The sequence below is a fragment of the Bacillus sp. JKS001846 genome, from assembly GCF_900176455.1.
Classification (GTDB): domain Bacteria; phylum Bacillota; class Bacilli; order Bacillales; family Bacillaceae_G; genus Bacillus_A; species Bacillus_A cereus.
Genome location: NZ_FWYG01000001.1, coordinates 1,344,214 through 1,364,899 on the forward strand (window position 1 = coordinate 1,344,214; position 20,686 = coordinate 1,364,899).

The following is a 20,686-nucleotide window of genomic DNA, read 5'->3' on the forward strand; positions in this document are numbered from 1 at the left end:
ATAACGAAATTGGATAACCGAAAACAAACAAGGATGTCACTCAGTTAAAAAAGTGACATCCCTGTTTTTAATTCTCAGCAGAATAAATAATATCTAAATTCCCGTTTTGATCGGTTTTGAAAATCGGGGCAATTTGCTCTTCTTGCTCTTCGACTGAAACAAGTTTTCGAGCACGATCCATAATTCGAACAAGCATCGCGTAATCTTCTTCGATTGCTTGTTGTTTTTTTGTGAGTACCGCTAATTTCGTTTCAAGTTCATGATTCGTTTTTTGCAGAGAAGTGAGCTGAGCTTGTAATACATCATTTTCAGTTTGCAACTTTGCGAGTGAAGGGTTATTATGCTCCAAGTTTTGCAAAAATGAGATGACATTTTGCATCGTAAGTTCTTGTTTACTTGGCGTAATATCTTCAGAAAACTCAGCATCGATTACGAGTTGTTTCGTTTTCGTGAACTGATTTTTTTCTATTTTAGCTTCAGAGCGCTTTAATTCTTTACGTTGTTTCTTCGCAAGCTGCACAGCATCTTCGTAATTCGGTCTTACTTCAGCATTCCATCTAAAGCCGCAAGCTGCTGAAGTCCGGTTCAACGTATCGCCGACTTCATCAAATGCTTTTATTTGTGTACTTCCACTGCGAATATGTCGTAAAACAGTTTCTGCTAAAAGGAGATCATCTTCTTTTGTCCATGCATCTTGACGTGTTTTCATAAGCGAAGCCTCCATAATGGTGACGTTTTCGTTTATGTTACCCTTTATTTTTCGTTTTATTCGAAGTTTGTAATCTTTCATAAACAGTAGAAAGTGCTTGCTCAAATTTCCCTGTCGTTTTCGGTTTATAATATTGCTTGTTTTTTATTTTATCAGGTAAGTATTGTTGCCTTACCCAGCCGTTTGGATGGTCGTGTGGATATAAATATCCAATGCCTCTTCCAAGTGATTCTGCGCCTTTGTAATGACTATCTTTTAAATGGCTTGGAATGTCACCTGTTTGACCGTTGCGTAAATCGTGTAATGCAGCATCAAGTGCTTTATAAGCTGAATTTGATTTTGGTGATAAGCATAGCTCGATAACGGCATTTGCAAGTGGGATGCGTGCTTCTGGGAATCCAACTCGTTCAGCTGATTCAATTGCAGCTAGTGTACGTGGTCCAGCTTGTGGGCTAGCAAGTCCAATATCTTCATAAGCCATAATAAGAAGGCGTCTGCCAATACTTTGTAAATCACCTGCTTCAATAAGGCGTGCTAAATAATGGAGCGCTGCATTTACATCACTTCCGCGCACTGATTTTTGAAATGCTGATAATACGTCATAATGAGCATCGCCGCCTTTGTCGTGAACGAAGCTCTTCTTTTGTAAGCATTCTTCCGCAATCTCGAGTGTGATTTCAGCCGCTTGATCGTCTGTAGTAAAGCTAGATAATACAGCAAGCTCAAGTGCGTTATAAGCGGAACGCATATCACCACCAGAGGCGTTTGCAAAGTGATGTAGTGCTTCATCTGTTACCGTTACAGCATATTCTCCAAGGCCTTTTTCTTTATCTTCTAAAGCTCTTTTTAACCCAATTAAAATATCATCTTCTGTTAGTGCGTGTAATTCGAAAATTTGACACCTGCTTCGAATAGCGGAGTTTATTGCATGGAATGGATTACTTGTCGTTGCACCAATTAAAGTAAGAAGTCCGCTTTCTAAGTGAGGTAATAGAAAGTCTTGCTTTGCTTTATCTAGACGGTGAACTTCATCTAAAATTAAAACGAGGTGTCGATGCATCTTCGCTTCTTGTACGACAACTTCCATATCTTTTTTATTGTGAGTAACAGCATTCAATAGACGAAACGGGGTACCGGTACTTCCAGCAATTGCACTGGCAATGGATGTTTTTCCTGTACCTGGAGGACCGTATAAAATCATAGATTGAAAATGATTGGCTTGGACCATTCGCCATAAAATCTTTCCTTCACCAACTAAATGTTGTTGCCCAATAATTTCTTGAATATTTGTAGGGCGCATTCGATGTGCGAGTGGTTGTTTCATTTGGACCGTCTCCCTTAATATATAATCTCGTTCTATCGTATCATTTTTTTCTACGAAATTTGAAATAGGATGCTGTTTTATGGGAAAAATAAATGATAATATTTTCATTTTTCTTTCAATTGTAATAATTCCCGAGTTTTTCAATGTGATTTTATGTTATCATTTTGATACACAAGTTGAAATTTCTTATAATACTATATTATGCTATAATTTCATAGGATTTTAAATTGTGTTCTTTTTATAAATAAGATATAACCAATAGAAGTGAAAATTTGAAAAGAGGTGCAAAATAGATGAAAATTTCAACGAAAGGCCGCTATGGCTTAACAATTATGATTGATCTTGCAAAAAAGTTTGGTGAAGGTCCGATTTCATTAAAATCAATTGCGCAGGCACATGACTTATCGGAACATTACTTAGAGCAATTAATTTCACCACTTCGTAACGCGCGTCTAGTAAAGAGTACGCGGGGAGCATATGGCGGATATGTACTATCAGATCAGCCGGCTAACATTACAGCTGGAGATGTAATCCGTGTATTAGAGGGTCCGATTAGTGTTGTAGAAATGATAGAAGAAGAAGAACCAGCACAACGCCAATTATGGATGCGTGTTCGTGATGCGGTGCAAGAAGTGTTAGATAGTACAACGTTAGAAGATTTAGTACGTTATGAGGAAGAAAATCACGGGGGCTATATGTTTTACATTTAATTCCTTGTGAAACGATTTGGAAAGAAGGAGATTTAATGGAACGCATTTACTTAGATCATGCTGCGACATCTCCGACTCACCCAGAAGTGGTCGAAAAGATGATTCCATATATGACAGAAATATTCGGGAACCCGTCTAGTATTCACTTTTATGGACGTCAAACTCGTCACACAGTAGATGAGGCGAGAAGAGTGTGTGCACGCAGCATTCATGCGAATCCGAATGAAATTATATTTACGAGCGGTGGTACAGAAGCTGATAATTTAGCGCTTATCGGTGTAGCACGTGCGAACCGTCATAAAGGTAACCACATTATAACGACGCAAATTGAACATCATGCGATTTTGCATACGTGCGAATTGTTAGAGCGTGAAGGGTTTGAAGTGACATATTTACCTGTCGATGAAACAGGGCGCATTCAAGTTTCTGACATACAAAAGGCATTAACAGAAGAGACGATTCTTGTATCTGTTATGTTTGGGAATAATGAAGTAGGGACGATGCAACCGATTGTGGAAATAGGAAAGCTGTTAAAAGAGCATCAAGCGTATTTCCATACAGATGCGGTACAAGCTTACGGTTTAGTAGAAATTAATGTGAAAGAGTTTGGTATTGATTTATTATCAATTTCAGCTCATAAAATTAACGGGCCAAAAGGTGTAGGTTTCTTATACGCTGGTGCAAATGTGAAATTTGAACCGTTATTAATAGGCGGAGAGCAAGAAAGAAAACGCCGTGCTGGTACGGAAAATGTGCCTAGTATTGCTGGGCTTCAGCATGCAATTCTTATAGCTGAAAAAACTCGTGAGCAAAAAAATGCCCAATATGAAGAGTTTAAAGATATAATGGTATCTGTCTTCAAAAATGAAGGCATTACTTTCGAGGTAAACGGAAACTTAGAACATCGCTTACCGCATGTACTTAATGTAAGTTTTACAGGAATGAACATTGAACCGTTTCTTGTGAACTTAGACTTAGCTGGTATTGCAGTATCAAGTGGTTCTGCTTGTACAGCTGGTTCGATTGATCCATCACATGTATTAGTAGCGATGTTTGGAAAAGACTCCGATCAAATACGTTCATCCGTACGCTTTAGTTTTGGACTTGGAAATACGAAAGAGCAAATTGAAAAAGCGGCGTACGAAACAGTGAAAATCGTGAAGCGATTAACACAAAATTAGTATGGGAGGTGACATGATGAACAAACTACCTCACGAAACACGCGTTGTCATCGGAATGTCCGGTGGCGTCGATTCATCTGTAGCAGCACTTTTATTAAAAGAGCAAGGTTATGATGTAATCGGAATTTTTATGAAAAACTGGGATGATACAGATGAGAATGGTGTCTGCACAGCAACAGAAGATTACAATGATGTAATTGAAGTGTGTAACCAAATTGGTATTCCGTATTATGCAGTAAACTTTGAAAAACAATACTGGGATAAAGTATTTACGTACTTCTTAGATGAGTACCGAGCTGGTCGCACACCAAACCCAGATGTAATGTGTAATAAAGAAATTAAATTTAAAGCATTTTTAGAGCATGCAATTGCGCTTGGTGCGGATTATGTGGCAACAGGCCATTATGCACGCGTTGCTTATATGGACGGCGAATATAAAATGCTTCGCGGTGTTGATGACAATAAAGATCAAACATATTTCTTAAATCAATTAAGCCAAGAGCAATTATCAAAAACAATGTTCCCGTTAGGTGAATTAAAGAAACCGCAAATTCGTGAAATGGCGAAAGAAGCTGGCTTAGCGACAGCGGCGAAAAAAGATAGTACAGGTATTTGCTTCATTGGTGAGCGTAACTTTAAAGATTTCTTAAGTAACTACTTACCGGCACAACCAGGTGTAATGCAAACATTATCTGGTGAAGTGAAAGGGAAGCATGACGGTTTAATGTATTATACAATTGGACAACGTCATGGCCTTGGAATTGGTGGTAATGGTGATCCATGGTTTGCTGTTGGGAAAAATCTAAAAGAAAACATTTTATATGTTGATCAAGGATTCCATAACGAACTTCTATATGGTGATGAAGTTATTGCTACGAATGTAGGATGGGTAAGTAACAAAGAAAAAGAAACAGAATTTAAGTGCACGGCGAAATTCCGTTATCGTCAAGAAGACAATAAAGTAACGGTTCAAATCGTTGATGAAAATACAGTTCGTATTCTTTGTGATGAGCCAATTCGTGCAATTACACCAGGACAAGCAGTCGTTTTCTATGATGGAGATGAGTGCTTAGGCGGTGCTACAATTGATGAAGTATACCGTAGTGGTAAGAAATTGGATTATTTAGGATAAATGAGAAGCCTCTGCCGATTAGCGGTTAGAGGTTTCTTTTACATAAAGCGAATTTTCGTTCGCTTGGAAAATACATTCTTTGTTATAATTTGTTGTAGAGGTGAAGGACATGTCAAACAAACTTGAAACAGGTATTCAATATATGCAAGAAGGAAACTGGGAAGAAGCAGCTAAAAATTTTACAGAAGCAATCGAAGAAAATCCGAAAGATGCGCTTGGGTACATTAATTTTGCAAATTTATTAGACGTATTAGGTGATAGCGAGCGAGCGATTTTATTTTATAAACGTGCACTAGAGTTAGATGATAAATCTGCAGCAGCCTATTATGGTTTAGGAAATGTATATTATGGCCAAGAGCAATTTACTGAAGCGAAAGCTGTATTTGAACAAGCAATGCAAGCTGGATTACAATCAGCTGATGTAACATTTATGTTAGGTATCACACATGTACAGCTTGGAAATGATCGTCTTGCACTACCATTCTTACAAAGAGCAACAGAATTAGATGAAAACGATGTAGAAGCTGTATTCCAGTGCGGACTTTGCTTCGCGCGATTAGAACACGTTCAAGAGGCGAAACCTTATTTTGAAAAGGTATTAGAAATGGATGAGGAGCATGCAGATGCGTATTACAATTTAGGTGTTGCGTACGTATTTGAGGAAAATAATGAGAAGGCTCTCGCTTTATTTAAGAAAGCAACTGAAATTCAGCCAGATCACTTTTTAGCGGGTAATGGCGTTCGTTTATTAGAGCAAGAAGCTGAATAAGATAAAAATATAGTTTAATGGGTAGTTATCCCTCATCTAAAAAGGTGGGGGATGTACTGCTCATTAAAGTGAAAATACCGGAAAGGAGAGGAAAAATGGGAAATCAACATGCAATGGATTTGTTTGAGGAAGAGAAAAAGTTTATAAAAGCGCAAGTTCTTCATACCATTTTCCACAACGAAGAAAACCTCTATTCCGTTGTCAGTATGAAAGTCATTGAAACGAATGAAACGTATGACGAAAAGAAAGTAATGATAAACGGTCATTTTCCCCGCATGCATGAAGATGAAGTGTTTACATTGACAGGTCATTTTAAGGACCATCCAAAGTATGGAAAACAATATATGGTTGAAACATTTAAAAAAGAATTGCCGCAAACAAAAGCAGGTATGGTGCAATATTTAGCGAGTGATTTATTTAAAGGGATAGGAAAGCGTACAGCTGAAAAAATTGTGGACCATCTCGGAGAACATGCTATTTCTAAAATTATGGATGACCCTGAGGCATTAAATGGTGTTGTTAATAAACAAAAGGCTCAGGAAATATATGAGACAATTGTTGAACATCAAGGGCTAGAGAAAGTAATGAGCTTTTTAAATGGCTACGGTTTTGGAACGAAACTTTCTATTAAGATTTACCAGCAATATAAAGAGATGACATTAGAAGTGATTCGTAATAATCCGTATCAACTTATCGAAGAAGTGGACGGGATTGGTTTTGGAAGAGCGGATGATATAGGGCGTGCGTTAGGGATATCGGGTAATCATGACGACCGTGTACGCGCAGGATGTTTTTACACATTAGAGAATGTCTCATTACAACTTGGTCACGTTTATATGAGGAAAGATCAACTTGTAAGAGAAACGATGTCACTTTTAAACAATCAAGAAGGAAGAGTGACTGAGGAAGATATTATAGGTTGTATTGAAACGATGCAAAGTGAAGGGAAAGTCATCATAGAAGAAGAACGAGTGTATTTAGCAACGTTATTCTACTCTGAGAAAGGTGTTGTAAAGTCTATTCGCAGGCTTATGAATCAAGAAGAAACACCTTCATTTCCAGAAGCAGAAGTGTTAAAAACGTTAGGTGAAATTGAAGAACAACTGAACGTACAATATGCACCGTTTCAGCAAGAAGCAATTCAAACGGCACTTCATAAATCGATGATGTTATTGACAGGTGGACCAGGAACAGGGAAAACAACAGTTATTAAAGGGATTGTTGAAATGTATGCATCACTACACGGGTTATCGTTAAATCCGAATGAATACAGTGATGATAATCCATTTCCAATACTATTAACAGCTCCAACAGGAAGAGCAGCGAAGCGAATGAGTGAATCGACAGGACTTCCAGCTTGCACAATTCACCGTTTACTTGGTTGGACGCCAGAAGGATCTTTCCAGCGTAATGAAACGGATCCTGTCCAAGGTAAGCTCCTTATTATCGATGAATTTTCAATGGTTGATATTTGGCTTGCGAATCAGCTATTTAAGTCGTTGCCGACGAACATTCAAGTTATCGTTGTAGGTGACGAAGATCAGTTGCCATCTGTAGGACCTGGACAAGTATTAAAAGATTTATTAAATGCAGGCGCAGTTCCGACAGTGAAGCTTACTGAAATTTATCGTCAAGCGGAAGGCTCATCAGTGATTCAACTTGCCCATGCGATAAAAAATGGAACTCTACCACCAGATTTAGCACAAAATCAAAAAGATCGTTCATTTATCGGCTGTACAGGAGCTCAAATTGTTGAGGTTGTGAAAAAAGTTTGTGAAAATGCTAAAACAAAAGGCTTTAGCGCAAGAGATGTACAAGTATTAGCACCGATGTACCGCGGGCCTGCTGGTATTAATGTATTAAACGAAGCGCTGCAACAAGTATTTAATCCGAAGAGGGAAAAGAGTAAAGAAATTGCTTACGGTGATGTTGTGTACCGAAGAGGCGATAAAGTACTGCAACTCGTGAATCAGCCGGAGAGCCAAGTGTTTAATGGTGATATTGGGGAAATTGTTTCGGTGTTTTATGCGAAAGAAAACGTTGAGCAACAAGATATGATTATCGTTTCATTTGACGGAATTGAGGTAACGTATACGAAGCCCGATTTAAATCAAATTACGCATGCATATTGTTGTTCCATTCATAAATCACAAGGTAGTGAATTTCCGATTGTTATTATGCCAATCGTGAAAAGTTACAACCGTATGTTACGTCGTAATTTAATTTACACGGGCATTACAAGAAGTAAGAAGTTCCTTATTATTTGCGGAGAGGAAGCAGCTTTCCAATCTGGTGTAAATCGCCTTGATGATGCAATGCGTCAAACAACCTTAGCTAGTCGCTTGCAAGAAGCACAAGGAGAAGTACAGATGGTCACAGTTAATGGCGAGGAAATGGACGTGGAAAACATTTCACCGTATGATTTCATGTAACAAGGTGAAATTATATAGTGAAACTTTCAAACGCATAGCGTTGAAAGGCTCCAGTAAAATGTATAAATGAATGCAGTTTGGACATAATGGCGAATAGAATCTGGGAGACTGTAAGGAGATGAAAGCCATATGTTTATTTGTCCAAATTGCAAAGGGAAAGACATTGGAAAAATAGGTGTCAACCAATTTTATTGCTGGAATTGTTATATCGAATTATCGGTTTCAAAGGGGAAAATCCATACGCATCAAGTTGAGGAAGATGGTTCACTAAGCTCTCTTGATGATTTATTTGATGAGAATGAAAGAACGATCGGATAACGAAAAGGGGGATTTACTTTGAATCTACGCAATTCATTAATCGCATTAGGTGTTGGAGCTGCAGCATATCAATATGCTCGTAAGCAAGATGTATTTTCAAAACGCAATATGAAAAAAGCACGTAAGATGATTAAGTCTTACTTATAATCATTTCGATAAAGTGAAAAACTCCCTTGTAGACAAGGGAGTTTTTTTATGCACCCATATGTAAATAAAAAAGTCCGATCTCTGAGAAAAGATAAGATAGACCGTAGCAGCCAACGCCAAGTATTCCATACTGCCATAATTGCTTCGCTTTTTCTTTACGTGAGGAATGAATAAAGAACCCCTTCCAAATACCGAACCCGATACAAATCCATTCAAGAATCATAAAAAGTGCTGATAATCCAAGCATAAACAAAACCATAATTAGCCCTCCTGATTATATTAATTCATGCTGTATTCTCAGGGGTGGTTGTCCTTGTTATGTTATTTATATGTACGTCTTTAAAAAACAGTATGGTCCGTATGAAAAGATTTTAAAAGTTTCGCACATAACCTACCCCATTTATTTTCAAAATAAAGGTGGAGGAGGTTTTTCATGTGAAGAATCTTAAAATCATTTGGATATATCGTTTAGGATTATTGTTACTTGTTTTTCTTTGTCTGCTCGTCTTTTTAAAAATTAAGCCGCTATGGGCACCGATTATTTTTGTATTTAAAGTAGCAATCACGCCGTTTCTTATCGCGTGTTTTATTGCGTATTTATTGCACCCTTTAATTGAAAAAATTCATAAGGAAGGGATGCCCCGTACACTTGCCATTTTGCTCATTTATATCCTTTTCTTTGGCGGAATTGGTTATGGGATTTATAAAGGAACACCAGTCGTTATTAAACAGTTACAAGAGATTAATGAACAATTTCCGCAGTTTACAAAAATGTACGATTCGTGGATGGATGGCGTTACAGAACAAACGGCGAATTTCCCTTCGTTCATTCATGAAAAGGTGAAACAACTTTTTGTGGGTGTGGAAACGAAGATTCAAGCGCTTTTAAATAAAGTGATGAGTACAGCTCGTGGTGTACTCGATTCATTGCTCATTATTTTCTTAATACCGTTCATTGTATTTTACATATTAAAAGATTATGGTGAGTTTTATCATATCTTTTGGAAACTAGTCCCAAGTAAATGGCGAGGTACGGGGCAAATGCTTGCGAAAGAAATTGATAAATCACTTGGAAGTTATATTCGAGGACAGTTATTTGTTTGTTTAGTATTAGGGGGAGTATCAGCTCTTTCTTTTTGGTTTATTGGTATGAAATATCCATTATTGCTTGGCATTATTATTGGGGTAACGGATATAATCCCGTACTTCGGTCCTATTTTAGGAGCAATCCCGACGTTAATGATTGCAGCAACAGTATCAACGAGTTTACTTATTAAGGCGGGGATCACAATTGCGATTTTGCAATTTGTGGAGAGTAACATTTTATCGCCTTACATCGTTGGTAAGTCACTTCGTATGCATCCCGTTATTATTATGCTTGCCTTACTAGTTGGGGGAGAGGTAGCTGGGATTGTAGGGTTGCTAATATCGGTTCCGATTTTAGCAGTTATTCGCACTGTCATTGTTCATGTGAGACCGCTCTTGAAAAAAGAAGATGTGTAAGTATAGAAGCCCTCTATGTAAGAAATAGAGGGCTAATCATATATTTATTTAGAAAGCTGCTCGTGTATCTTTTGAACGAGGGAGCTCACATCATTTGTTTGAATATGTTTTATTTTTTTCCATTCGTTATCATACATAAATACAATTTGATTGTTGAAAAGACGCTTTTGTTCTTTTAGATTAGAAATTTTTGCGAAAGAGTACTCTTCAAATATTGGATTCTTACTTACATCTGGCCCATAAAAGAATAGCCTTTTGTTCGTTAAAATTAGCAATCCTGGCCTTGCGACGGAACGATAAATAAATATGTCTAATGAACATGCTGCGTAAAATAATATCGTTTCGTCAGTCGCTAATATGTTTTTAGCTTTGCTAAGTAAGGTTGTCATTGTGATCGCTCCTTTATTTTATTAACAATAATTTAATTATAACAAAAAAAGTAATATTTAGAAATTTTTATAAATTATTCTTATAAGGAGATTCCGATTTATTAATAAATGCATACTATATGAAAAGGCTGTTAAGAATGAATAGTAGAATACTTATGATTAATAAGTAATTAATCCAATATAAATGATTATCTACATTGACAAACTTAAGAGAATTCTATTATATTTAGTCATATAATACATTAAATCAATGACGGAACAAGTACGTTACAGTCCATTTATAGAGAGAAGCTTCCATATGGCTGAAAGAAGCTTTAAATGAAGGGTAACAGAAAGCTAATCCTGAGAGCAGCTAATCACTGCCGTCTTGCCACGTTACGGCACCATGAGGTGATGAATTGATTGTTATTGTAATCAATTCATAATTAGGGTGGTATCGCGAGTTAACTCTCGTCCCTTTTATAGGGACGGGAGTTTTTTATATTTAAGGAGGAAAATACAATGAAACAACTAACAGGCGCACAAATTCGTCAAATGTTTTTAGACTTTTTCCAAGAAAAAGGACATGCAGTAGAACCTAGTGCATCACTAGTTCCGCATGAAGATCCATCTCTTCTATGGATTAATAGTGGTGTAGCTACATTAAAAAAATATTTTGATGGACGTGTAATCCCACAAAATCCACGTATTACAAATGCTCAAAAATCAATTCGTACAAACGATATTGAAAACGTAGGGAAAACAGCTCGTCACCATACATTCTTTGAAATGTTAGGAAATTTCTCAATTGGTGATTACTTCAAAGAAGAAGCAATTACATGGGCTTGGGAATTCTTAACGAGCGACAAATGGATCGGATTCGATAAAGAATTACTATCAGTTACAATCCATCCAGAAGATGAAGAAGCATTCACAATTTGGAATGAGAAAATGGGCGTTCCAAAAGAGCGTATTATTCGCTTAGAAGAAAACTTCTGGGATATCGGTGAAGGACCAAGTGGACCGAATACAGAGATTTTCTATGACCGCGGAGAAGCTTACGGTAATGACTTTAGTGACCCAGAATTATATCCAGGCGGAGAAAACGAGCGTTACTTAGAAGTATGGAACCTTGTATTCTCTCAATTTAACCATAATCCAGACGGTTCATATACACCACTTCCTAAGAAAAACATTGATACAGGGATGGGTCTAGAGCGTATGACATCTATCGTTCAAGATGTGCCTACAAACTTCGATACAGACCTATTCATGCCGATGATTGATGCAACAGAAACAATTTCTGGTGAAAAATATCGTAATGGCGATTTAGAAAAAGATATGGCATTCAAAGTAATTGCTGACCATATCCGTACAGTAACATTCGCTGTTGGTGACGGTGCTCTTCCATCTAACGAAGGCCGTGGTTATGTATTACGTCGTTTATTACGCCGCGCTGTTCGTTATTCGAAGAAATTAAACATCAATCGTCCATTTATGTTTGAATTAGTACCGGTTGTTGGAGAAGTAATGAAAGACTTCTATCCAGAAGTACTTGAAAAGAAAGATTTCATTGCGAAAGTTGTGAAGAACGAAGAAGAGCGTTTCCATGAAACACTTCATGATGGTGAAGCGATTTTAGCTGAAGTAATTGCAAAAGCAAAAGAAGAAAAAACAACTGTTATTTCTGGAGTAGATGCGTTCCGTCTATATGACACATACGGTTTCCCAATTGAATTAACAGAAGAATATGCAGAAGAAGCTGGCATGACAGTTGATCATGAAGGCTTTGAAAATGAAATGGAAAAACAACGTGAGCGTGCACGTGCTGCTCGTCAAGACGTTGATTCTATGCAAGTTCAAGGTGGTGTCCTTGGAGAAATTAAAGTAGCGAGCGAATTCGTTGGTTACGGTACAGTTGCAACAGAAAGTAACGTTGTTGCACTTGTGAAAAATGGCGAATACACAGACAGCTTACAAGCTGGTGAAGAAGGACAGTTAATTCTTGATGTAACACCATTCTATGCTGAGAGCGGTGGACAAATTGCAGACCGTGGTTACCTTCTTGCTGATGGCGTGAAAGTTCTTGTAAAAGACGTACAAAAAGCACCAAACGGCCAAAACTTGCATAAAGTTGTTGTTGAAGAAGGAACATTAACGAAAGATGCGGCTGTAAAAGCTATTATCGATACGAAAAATCGTAGTAGCGTTGTAAAAAATCATACAGCAACTCATTTACTACACCAAGCATTAAAAGACGTACTTGGAACACACGTTAACCAAGCAGGTTCTCTTGTAACTTCTGAACGTCTACGCTTTGACTTCTCTCACTTCGGTCAAGTACAAGCTGACGAATTAGAAAAAATTGAGCGTATGGTAAACGAGAAAATTTGGGAAAGTATTGATGTTGAGATTTCTCAAAAAGCAATCGAAGAAGCGAAAGAAATGGGGGCAATGGCATTATTCGGTGAAAAATACGGTGATGTTGTACGCGTTGTACAAGTTGGCGATTACAGCTTAGAGCTTTGCGGCGGTTGTCACGTTGATAACACAGCTTCTATCGGTATTTTCAAAATCGTTGCTGAGTCTGGTATCGGTGCAGGAACTCGTCGTATTGAAGCAGTAACTGGTAAGTCTGCATACGAATTAATGAATGATCAAGTAGGTTTATTAAAAGAAGCAGCAGGAAAAATGAAAACAAATCCGAAAGATATTTTAACAAGAGTTGATGGTCTATTTGCTGAAGTGAAACAACTGCAAAAAGAAAATGAATCTCTTGCTGCGAAATTAAGCAATATCGAAGCTGGAAACTTAACTGATTCTGTAATGACAGTTGATGGTGTGAATGTATTAGCAGCGAAAGTAAATGTTGCAGATATGAATAACTTACGTACGATGATGGATGATCTGAAAAATAAATTAGAGTCAGCAGTTGTTGTATTAGCGTCTGTTAATGACGATAAAGTAAACATCCTAGCAGGTGTAACGAAAGACTTAATTAGCCAAGGTTACCATGCTGGTAAACTTGTGAAAGAAGTAGCTTCTCGTTGCGGCGGTGGCGGTGGCGGCCGTCCTGATATGGCACAAGCAGGCGGTAAAAACCCAGCTCAAGTCGAAGAAGCTTTAGCATTTGTACAAGAGTACGTTAAATCTGTTTCAAAATAAAGAGATAGTAGTGTACAATGGTAGGGAGAGGAGAAGTTCTTCTCCCTATACTTACTATATAAGTGAGGTGCTTGAAATGGACGGTTTTGATAAAACAATGAAGTTTAGCATTCAAGATGAAAAACAGAGTGTCCATGTAAATGATGTACTTTTAACTGTGTATGATGCACTTCAAGAAAAAGGCTATAATCCGATTAACCAAATCGTCGGTTATTTATTAAGTGGAGACCCAGCATACATACCTCGCCATAAAGATGCACGTAGCATCATTCGCAAGCTTGAACGTGATGAGTTAATTGAAGAGCTTGTGAAGTCTTACTTGAAACATCATCGTGAGGAGTAGTTTATGCGGATATTAGGTTTAGATGTAGGTACAAAAACAGTCGGAGTTGCAATTAGCGACGAAATGGGCTGGACAGCACAAGGATTAGAAACAATTAAGATTAACGAAGAACGAGGTCACTTTGGTTTTGATCGTATTTCTGAGTTAGTAAAGCAGTACAATGTGGACAAGATAGTAGTAGGTTTACCTAAAAATATGAATGGTACAATTGGCCCGCGTGGTGAAGCGTGCCAACAATTTGCAGAAAACCTACGAGAGCTGTTACAATTAGACGTTGTAATGTGGGACGAGCGTTTGTCAACAATGGCAGCGGAACGTCTGCTCATTTCAGCCGATGTAAGCCGTAAGAAGCGAAAGCAAGTAATTGATAAGATGGCTGCAGTCGTAATCTTACAAGGATTTTTAGATAGTAAATAAGAGGTGACCAAAATGGAAGAAAATCAAATTACAATTGTAGACGAAAAAGGTAACGAACATTTATGTGAAATTATTTTCACTTTTGACGCTGAAAAATTTGGGAAAAAATCATACGTAGTCTTCTCTCCAATCGGTGAAGTAGACGAAGATGGAGACCAAATTTATGATGCAATGGCTTATGAGCAAAATGAAGAAGAGGGCGGAACTTTACTTCCAATCGAATCTGAAGAAGAGTGGGAAATGGTACAAGAAATGTTCAACACTCTAGCTGATGAGCAAGAAGCTGAATAATAAGTACTGAAAAGATGGACGACATACAGTCCATCTTTTTTTGTATTTATATGTAAAATGAAAGATTTTTTGTCGAAACTGTGTAAGTCTTTGTAGTATAATGAGACGGATTGTAGAAAAATAAAGTGTCAATTAAAAAAGATAAGTGAATTTTTTGCGTTTTTACATCGTGTTGTATAGAAAGGTGTACATACGGTCTACAATTAAGTAAGGAGGAAATGTTTTGATAGAGAATCAAGTGAAAAAGAAGCGTAGACGTATCTTTTTATTTTCGATTATTGCACTGCTTTTAGTTTGTGGTTCAGTCTATGCGTATATTTCATCCGCATTAGGACCAGTTGATAGCGGGAATAAAAAAGAGATTGAAGTAGAAATTCCGAAAGGATCATCTACAAGTAAAATTGGAGAAATTTTAGAAGAAAAAGGCGCTGTAAAAAACGGTACAGTTTTTAGTTTTTATACAAAGGCTAAATCGAAAAGTTTACAAGCAGGTACATATTTATTAAATCCTTCAATGAATGCTGAAGATGTGATTGAACAAATGTCATCTGGCAACGTGCATCGTCCAGCTCTTTATAAAGTGACGATTAAAGAAGGGGCGCAAGTAACTGAAATTGCAGAAACGATTGCGACAGAACTAAAGTGGAATAAAGATGATGTTACGCGTCAATTAAACGATAAAGCATTTATTCAAAAAATGCAGCAAAAGTATCCGAAGTTATTAACGGATAAAATCTTTGATAGCAATATTAAATACCCATTAGAAGGTTATTTATATCCTGCAACGTATTCGTTTTATAAGAAAGATACGACGTTAGAAGAAATTGTAATTCCAATGCTTGAGAAAACAAATGCAATCATTGTTCAAAATGAGGCGAAAATGAAAGCGAAGAATTGGGATGTTCATCAGCTTTTAACATTATCTTCACTTATTGAAGAAGAGGCAACTGGTTTTACAGATCGTCAAAAGATCTCTAGTGTCTTTTATAATCGTTTAGCAAAAGGTATGCCGCTTCAAACGGATCCAACGGTATTATATGCACTTGGAAAGCATAAACAACGTGTATTATACGAAGATTTAAAGGTCAACTCACCGTACAATACGTATGTTGTAAAAGGATTACCGGTAGGGCCGATCGCAAACTCTGGTAAACATTCAGTAGAAGCTGCGTTAGAACCTGCGCAAACAGATTATTATTATTTCTTAGCTGCACCAAGTGGTGAAGTGTACTATGCGAAAACATTAGAAGAGCATAATGCATTAAAGCAAAAATACATTACGAAAAAATAGTGAAATGGGGAGGGATAGCGAAAAAAGTCGCACATCCCTCTTTTTTGTGGTAAAATATATCGGGTTAAAAACTGGCAGAAGAATCGTTTTTAATATCAAAACGGGACGTACAAGCTAAGGATAAAGCTGGCTTGTATTTTTATTGCATTCTATGTGTGAAAAGACGTCATAGAGGCACTTCTCCATGTAAATAAGGAGGACCATTTATGGAGGATGCAGTTAACGAGTACCTATTATCATTTATTGATCCGAAAGATAAATTAATTCTTGAAATGGAAGAATATGCAACAGAAAATCATGTGCCGATTATGGATCGACTTGGAATGGAATTTATGCTGCAATTTTTACGTTTAATTGGACCGAAAAGCATTTTAGAACTTGGAACAGCAATCGGTTATTCTAGTATTCGTATGATGCAAGCTATTCCAAATTCACGTATTGTGACAGTTGAGCGCAATCGTGAGCGATATGAAAAAGCACTTGAATATATAGAACGTTCCCCAGTAACAGATCGTATTTCAGTTATTTACGGTGATGCGTTAGAGACAGGTGAACAAGTAAAAGAACACGGGACATTTGACGTTATTTTTATTGATGCAGCAAAAGGACAGTATCGTCGCTTTTTTGACTTATATGAACCGTTATTAAATCCTGGTGGCGTAATTATTTCAGATAATGTTATGTACCACGGTCTTGTAACGACAAAAGAGAAAATTGAAAACAGACGTACACGTGGTTTAATCCGTCGTATTAAGACGTACAATGAGTGGCTTATGAACCATGAAGGATATGATACAACGATTTTCCCAATTGGTGATGGAGTAGCTGTTAGTAAAAAGAGAGGGTGACCAAGGTATGAAGAAACCTGAATTGTTAGTAACGCCAAGAGCGGTGGCGGATATCGAACAACTTGCGAAAGCAGGAGCAGATGCGGTAATGATCGGTGAGCAAAAGTTTGGTTTACGTTTAGCAGGGGAGTTTTCACGTGAAGATGTAAAACAAACTGTAAAGATTGCACATGAAAATGGTGTGAAAGTATACGTAGCCATGAACGCTATGTTCCACAACGATAAAGTAGAAGAATTAACAGATTACGTTTCATTTTTAAACGAAGTAAATGTAGATGCAATTGTTTTCGGAGATCCAGCGGTATTAATGGCTGTTCGTGAAGTAGCACCAAATATGCAGTTGCACTGGAATACAGAAACGACAGCAACAAACTGGTTCACTTGTAATTACTGGGGACAAAGAGGATCAAAGCGTGCTGTATTAGCTCGTGAGCTTAGCTTAGATGAAATTGTTGATTTAAAAGAAAATGCTGAAGTGGAACTGGAAGTACAAATTCACGGTATGACTTGTATGTTCCAATCGAAGCGTTCATTAGTAGGAAACTACTTTGAGTATCAAGGACGTAATCTTGACATTGAAAAGAAAAAATATGAAGAGAATATGTTCTTATATGACCCAGAGCGTAACAATAAATATCCAATTTATGAAGATGAAAATGGTACTCACATTATGAGTCCGAACGACATTTGTTTCATCGATGAATTAGAGGAACTAATCGATGCTGAAGTTGATAGCTTAAAAATCGACGGTGTACTAAAAAGCTCTGAATACATTATTGAAGTAACGAAGAAATATCGTCAAGCGATTGATTTATGCGTAGAAGATCGTGATGCATATTATGACGTGAAAGATGATCTATATAAAGAAATAGAAGAAATGCAACCAGTAAATCGTCCGTTAGATACAGGATTCTTCTTTAAAGAAACGGTTTACTAAACGAGGAGGGTGTAGGAAATGACTGTACAAGAAATTTCACGAGTGATCGATGGCAAACGTGTTATTGTGAAGAAACCTGAACTGTTAATCCCTGCGGGTAACTTAGAAAAATTAAAAGTAGCTATCCATTACGGGGCAGATGCTGTATATTTAGGTGGACAAGAATTTGGTCTTCGTTCGAATGCAGGTAACTTTACGCTAGAAGAAATGGCAGAAGGCGTTGAGTTTGCAAAGAAGTATGGAGCAAAAATATACGTAACAACAAATATCTTTGCACATAATGAAAATATGGACGGGCTAGAGGAATATTTAAAAGGGATTGAAAAAGCTGGCGTAACGGGAATTATCGTTGCTGATCCGCTTATCATTGAGACTTGTAAACGCGTAGCGCCTTCTGTTGAGGTGCATTTAAGCACACAGCAATCACTATCCAACTGGAAAGCAGCACAGTATTGGAAAGAAGAAGGTTTACATCGTCTTGTATTAGCTCGTGAAGCAAGCTATGAAGAAATGAAAGAAATTAAAGAAAAAGTGGATATTGAAATTGAAGCGTTCGTCCATGGTGCAATGTGTATCGCATATTCAGGAAGATGTACATTAAGTAACCATATGACAGCGCGTGATTCTAATCGTGGTGGTTGTTGCCAATCTTGCCGCTGGGATTATGATTTAGTTCAAACAGTATCACAACATAAAGATGCAAAAGAGCTTCCTCTATTCCAAGAAGGAGATGCTCACTTTGCGATGAGTCCAAAAGATTTAAATTTAATTTTATCAATTCCAAAAATGATTGAAATCGGAATCGATAGCTTAAAGGTAGAAGGACGTATGAAATCAATCCATTACGTAGCGACTGTAGCAACTGTATATCGTAAAGTAATTGATGCGTATTGTGCGGATCCAGATAACTTTGAGTTTAAACAAGAATGGTTAGATGAGCTTGATAAATGTGCAAATCGTGATACAGCTCCTGCATTCTTTGAAGGGGTTCCAGGACATCAAGAGCAAATGTTTGGAAATCATAGTAAGAAAACAACGTATGATTTTGCTGGTTTAGTGTTAGATTATAATGAAGAAACGGGCATCGTAACGATTGAGCAACGTAATCATTTCAAACCAGGACATGAAGTGGAGTTCTTTGGACCAGAAATAGAAAACTTTACGCAAACGGTGGAGAAAATTTGGGATGAGGATGGAAACGAATTAGATGCAGCGAGACATCCGTTGCAAATCGTGAAATTCAAAGTGGATCAACGAGTGTATGTGAATAATATGATGCGCAAAAGCATACTTCAATAAGAAAGAGTGATAGTCGAATGGGGACGAATAAGCCTGTTGTAATTGGAATTGCTGGTGGTTCGGGATCAGGTAAAACGAGTGTAACGAAAGCGATTTTTGACCATTTTAAAGGTCATTCTATTTTAATCTTAGAGCAAGATTATTATTACAAAGATCAAAGCCATTTACCAATGGAAGAGCGTTTAAAAACAAATTATGATCATCCGCTTGCGTTTGATAATGATCTGTTAATTGAACATTTGCAGCAGTTGCTTGCATATGAGCAAATTGATAAGCCTGTATATGACTATACATTGCATACGCGTTCAGAAGAAATTATTCCGGTTGAGCCGAAAGATGTAATTATTTTAGAAGGAATTCTTATTTTAGAAGACCCACGTCTTTGCGAGTTAATGGACATTAAATTATTCGTTGATACGGATGCTGACCTTCGTATTCTGCGCCGCATGCAACGTGATATTAAAGAGCGCGGTCGTACGATGGATTCAGTTATTGATCAGTACGTAAATGTTGTACGTCCAATGCACAATCAATTTATTGAGCCTTCTAAGAAATTTGCGGATATTATTATCCCTGAAGGTGGACAAAACCACGTTGCAATTGATATTATGGTGACAAAAATTGCAACAATTCTTGAACAAAAAGTAAATTTGTAATAGCATAGTAAAAGATATACGGTAGGAAGGGATTTTTTCCCTTCTTATCGAATACAATGAAACATGCAACCTCATCTATATATAGGTGAGGGCATATTTATATCAACTTTCCATACATATCTTCTTTATATAAAGAAGAATTGGAAATACGGGGTTGTATGTGACAACTCCGCTAGTGCAAGGGTACTAGAAACCTCCGCTAACAATGGAAGCGGAGGAGTTTTCATATGGAACTCCTCTTTTTTTTCGGGGGATTGGTATATAAAAGGAGTGGAAAATATGTCAACAGAAAAAACATACCCTATGACGCAAGAGGGTAAGCAAAAACTAGAGAACGAACTTGAGCAATTAAAAACAGTAAGACGTAAAGAAGTAGTAGAACGTATTAAAATCGCACGTAGCTTCGGGGATCTTTCTGAGAACTCTGAGTACGATGCAGCGAAAGATGAGCAAGCGTTCGTAGAAGGACGTATTACACAATTAGAAAATATGATTCGTAACGCAGTTATCATTAAAGATACTGGCGAAGTATCTACTGTTGTTACATTAGGTAAAACAGTAACATTTAAAGAATTACCAAACGGAGATGAAGAAGCGTATACAATCGTAGGTAGCGCGGAAGCTGATCCATTCGAAGGAAGAATTTCTAACGATTCTCCAATCGCAAAAAGCTTATTAGGTAAGCAAATTGGTGAGAAAGTAACAATCCAAACACCAGGCGGAGAAATGCAAGTAGAGATTGTCTCTGTAAAATAAAAAAAAAGATTCTCCTATCGGGAGAATCTTTTTTTTCTGTAGAATGAAAAAAATTGTGTAAACCTTAGAGTGATTCGACAAAAAATGTCA

Annotated in this window: 22 protein-coding genes and 1 other annotated feature; of the genes, 18 read left to right on the plus strand and 4 right to left on the minus strand. The window is 37.3% G+C overall.

The genetic code is table 11. From position 1 onward, the window contains the following. Positions 1-67: 67 nt before the first annotated feature. Both B9A45_RS07315 and B9A45_RS07320 read right to left on the minus strand, forming a co-directional pair. Complete coding sequence (locus B9A45_RS07315) at positions 68-709, minus strand: RsfA family transcriptional regulator (RefSeq protein ID WP_000857722.1); 642 nt, start codon at positions 707-709, stop codon at positions 68-70. A gap of 37 nt (positions 710-746) precedes the next feature. Continuing rightward, positions 747-2,033, minus strand: a complete 1,287-nt coding sequence (locus B9A45_RS07320; protein WP_000812919.1) for a replication-associated recombination protein A — start codon at positions 2,031-2,033, stop codon at positions 747-749. 293 nt (positions 2,034-2,326) lie between these two features. Between B9A45_RS07320 and B9A45_RS07325 the strand changes: the two genes are divergently transcribed. The 7 genes from B9A45_RS07325 to B9A45_RS07355 all read left to right on the plus strand — a co-directional run bounded on the left by B9A45_RS07325 (position 2,327) and on the right by B9A45_RS07355 (position 8,722). Further along, on the plus strand, positions 2,327-2,743 hold the full coding sequence (locus B9A45_RS07325; RefSeq protein WP_000704116.1) for a cysteine metabolism transcriptional regulator CymR: 417 nt from the start codon (positions 2,327-2,329) through the stop codon (positions 2,741-2,743). Positions 2,744-2,778: 35 nt separating this feature from the next. Further along, positions 2,779-3,924 carry a cysteine desulfurase family protein gene (locus tag B9A45_RS07330; protein ID WP_000439892.1) on the plus strand — a complete coding sequence of 382 codons (1,146 nt, stop codon included), beginning with the start codon at positions 2,779-2,781 and terminating at the stop codon, positions 3,922-3,924. Positions 3,925-3,940: 16 nt separating this feature from the next. Continuing rightward, on the plus strand, positions 3,941-5,056 hold the full coding sequence (gene mnmA / locus B9A45_RS07335) for a tRNA 2-thiouridine(34) synthase MnmA (protein WP_001038010.1): 1,116 nt from the start codon (positions 3,941-3,943) through the stop codon (positions 5,054-5,056). Positions 5,057-5,165: 109 nt separating this feature from the next. Beyond that, entirely contained in the window at positions 5,166-5,825 is a 660-nt protein-coding gene (locus tag B9A45_RS07340; protein WP_000066409.1) for a tetratricopeptide repeat protein, read from the plus strand. 95 nt (positions 5,826-5,920) lie between these two features. Beyond that, entirely contained in the window at positions 5,921-8,257 is a 2,337-nt protein-coding gene (locus B9A45_RS07345) for an SF1B family DNA helicase RecD2 (RefSeq protein ID WP_084063965.1), read from the plus strand. A gap of 129 nt (positions 8,258-8,386) precedes the next feature. Further along, positions 8,387-8,575 (plus strand): hypothetical protein, encoded by a 189-nt coding sequence (locus B9A45_RS07350; protein WP_000469281.1) that lies wholly within the window; start codon positions 8,387-8,389, stop codon positions 8,573-8,575. A gap of 18 nt (positions 8,576-8,593) precedes the next feature. Then, positions 8,594-8,722: a YrzQ family protein gene (locus B9A45_RS07355; protein ID WP_001053553.1), complete on the plus strand. Its 129-nt coding sequence runs from the start codon at positions 8,594-8,596 to the stop codon at positions 8,720-8,722. A gap of 46 nt (positions 8,723-8,768) precedes the next feature. Here B9A45_RS07355 and B9A45_RS07360 read toward each other — a convergent pair whose 3' ends face one another. Then, complete coding sequence (locus B9A45_RS07360; RefSeq protein WP_000242535.1) at positions 8,769-8,981, minus strand: hypothetical protein; 213 nt, start codon at positions 8,979-8,981, stop codon at positions 8,769-8,771. Positions 8,982-9,157: 176 nt separating this feature from the next. Between B9A45_RS07360 and B9A45_RS07365 the strand changes: the two genes are divergently transcribed. Continuing rightward, positions 9,158-10,225 carry an AI-2E family transporter gene (locus tag B9A45_RS07365; protein ID WP_000793128.1) on the plus strand — a complete coding sequence of 356 codons (1,068 nt, stop codon included), beginning with the start codon at positions 9,158-9,160 and terminating at the stop codon, positions 10,223-10,225. Positions 10,226-10,269: 44 nt separating this feature from the next. On the opposite strand, the gene B9A45_RS07370 is transcribed toward B9A45_RS07365, so the two are convergent. Beyond that, on the minus strand, positions 10,270-10,614 hold the full coding sequence (locus tag B9A45_RS07370) for a PH domain-containing protein (protein WP_000209579.1): 345 nt from the start codon (positions 10,612-10,614) through the stop codon (positions 10,270-10,272). A gap of 241 nt (positions 10,615-10,855) precedes the next feature. Beyond that, positions 10,856-11,075, plus strand: a binding site (T-box leader). A 40-nt stretch (positions 11,076-11,115) separates the two neighbouring features. Here B9A45_RS07370 and alaS point away from each other — a divergent pair. From alaS to greA, 10 genes are all read left to right on the plus strand, one after another. Next, positions 11,116-13,758, plus strand: a complete 2,643-nt coding sequence (alaS, locus tag B9A45_RS07375) for an alanine--tRNA ligase (protein WP_000811801.1) — start codon at positions 11,116-11,118, stop codon at positions 13,756-13,758. Between the two features lie 76 nt (positions 13,759-13,834). Then, positions 13,835-14,101: an IreB family regulatory phosphoprotein gene (locus B9A45_RS07380; protein WP_000348590.1), complete on the plus strand. Its 267-nt coding sequence runs from the start codon at positions 13,835-13,837 to the stop codon at positions 14,099-14,101. Between the two features lie 3 nt (positions 14,102-14,104). Next, positions 14,105-14,518: a Holliday junction resolvase RuvX gene (gene ruvX / locus B9A45_RS07385; protein WP_001221193.1), complete on the plus strand. Its 414-nt coding sequence runs from the start codon at positions 14,105-14,107 to the stop codon at positions 14,516-14,518. 12 nt (positions 14,519-14,530) lie between these two features. Next, complete coding sequence (locus B9A45_RS07390; RefSeq protein ID WP_000392247.1) at positions 14,531-14,809, plus strand: DUF1292 domain-containing protein; 279 nt, start codon at positions 14,531-14,533, stop codon at positions 14,807-14,809. Between the two features lie 223 nt (positions 14,810-15,032). Continuing rightward, positions 15,033-16,100 (plus strand): endolytic transglycosylase MltG, encoded by a 1,068-nt coding sequence (mltG, locus tag B9A45_RS07395; protein ID WP_000572137.1) that lies wholly within the window; start codon positions 15,033-15,035, stop codon positions 16,098-16,100. Positions 16,101-16,306: 206 nt separating this feature from the next. Further along, complete coding sequence (locus B9A45_RS07400; RefSeq protein ID WP_000389102.1) at positions 16,307-16,948, plus strand: O-methyltransferase; 642 nt, start codon at positions 16,307-16,309, stop codon at positions 16,946-16,948. 7 nt (positions 16,949-16,955) lie between these two features. Next, the gene (locus tag B9A45_RS07405; RefSeq protein WP_000742811.1) at positions 16,956-17,885 is read left to right on the plus strand and encodes a peptidase U32 family protein; all 930 of its coding nucleotides are present in this window, start codon (positions 16,956-16,958) and stop codon (positions 17,883-17,885) included. A gap of 18 nt (positions 17,886-17,903) precedes the next feature. After that, positions 17,904-19,184 (plus strand): peptidase U32 family protein, encoded by a 1,281-nt coding sequence (locus tag B9A45_RS07410; RefSeq protein WP_000217974.1) that lies wholly within the window; start codon positions 17,904-17,906, stop codon positions 19,182-19,184. Positions 19,185-19,201: 17 nt separating this feature from the next. Then, on the plus strand, positions 19,202-19,840 hold the full coding sequence (gene udk / locus B9A45_RS07415; RefSeq protein WP_000537078.1) for a uridine kinase: 639 nt from the start codon (positions 19,202-19,204) through the stop codon (positions 19,838-19,840). Positions 19,841-20,119: 279 nt separating this feature from the next. Beyond that, positions 20,120-20,596 (plus strand): transcription elongation factor GreA, encoded by a 477-nt coding sequence (greA, locus tag B9A45_RS07420; protein WP_000102591.1) that lies wholly within the window; start codon positions 20,120-20,122, stop codon positions 20,594-20,596. Positions 20,597-20,686 lie beyond the last annotated feature (90 nt).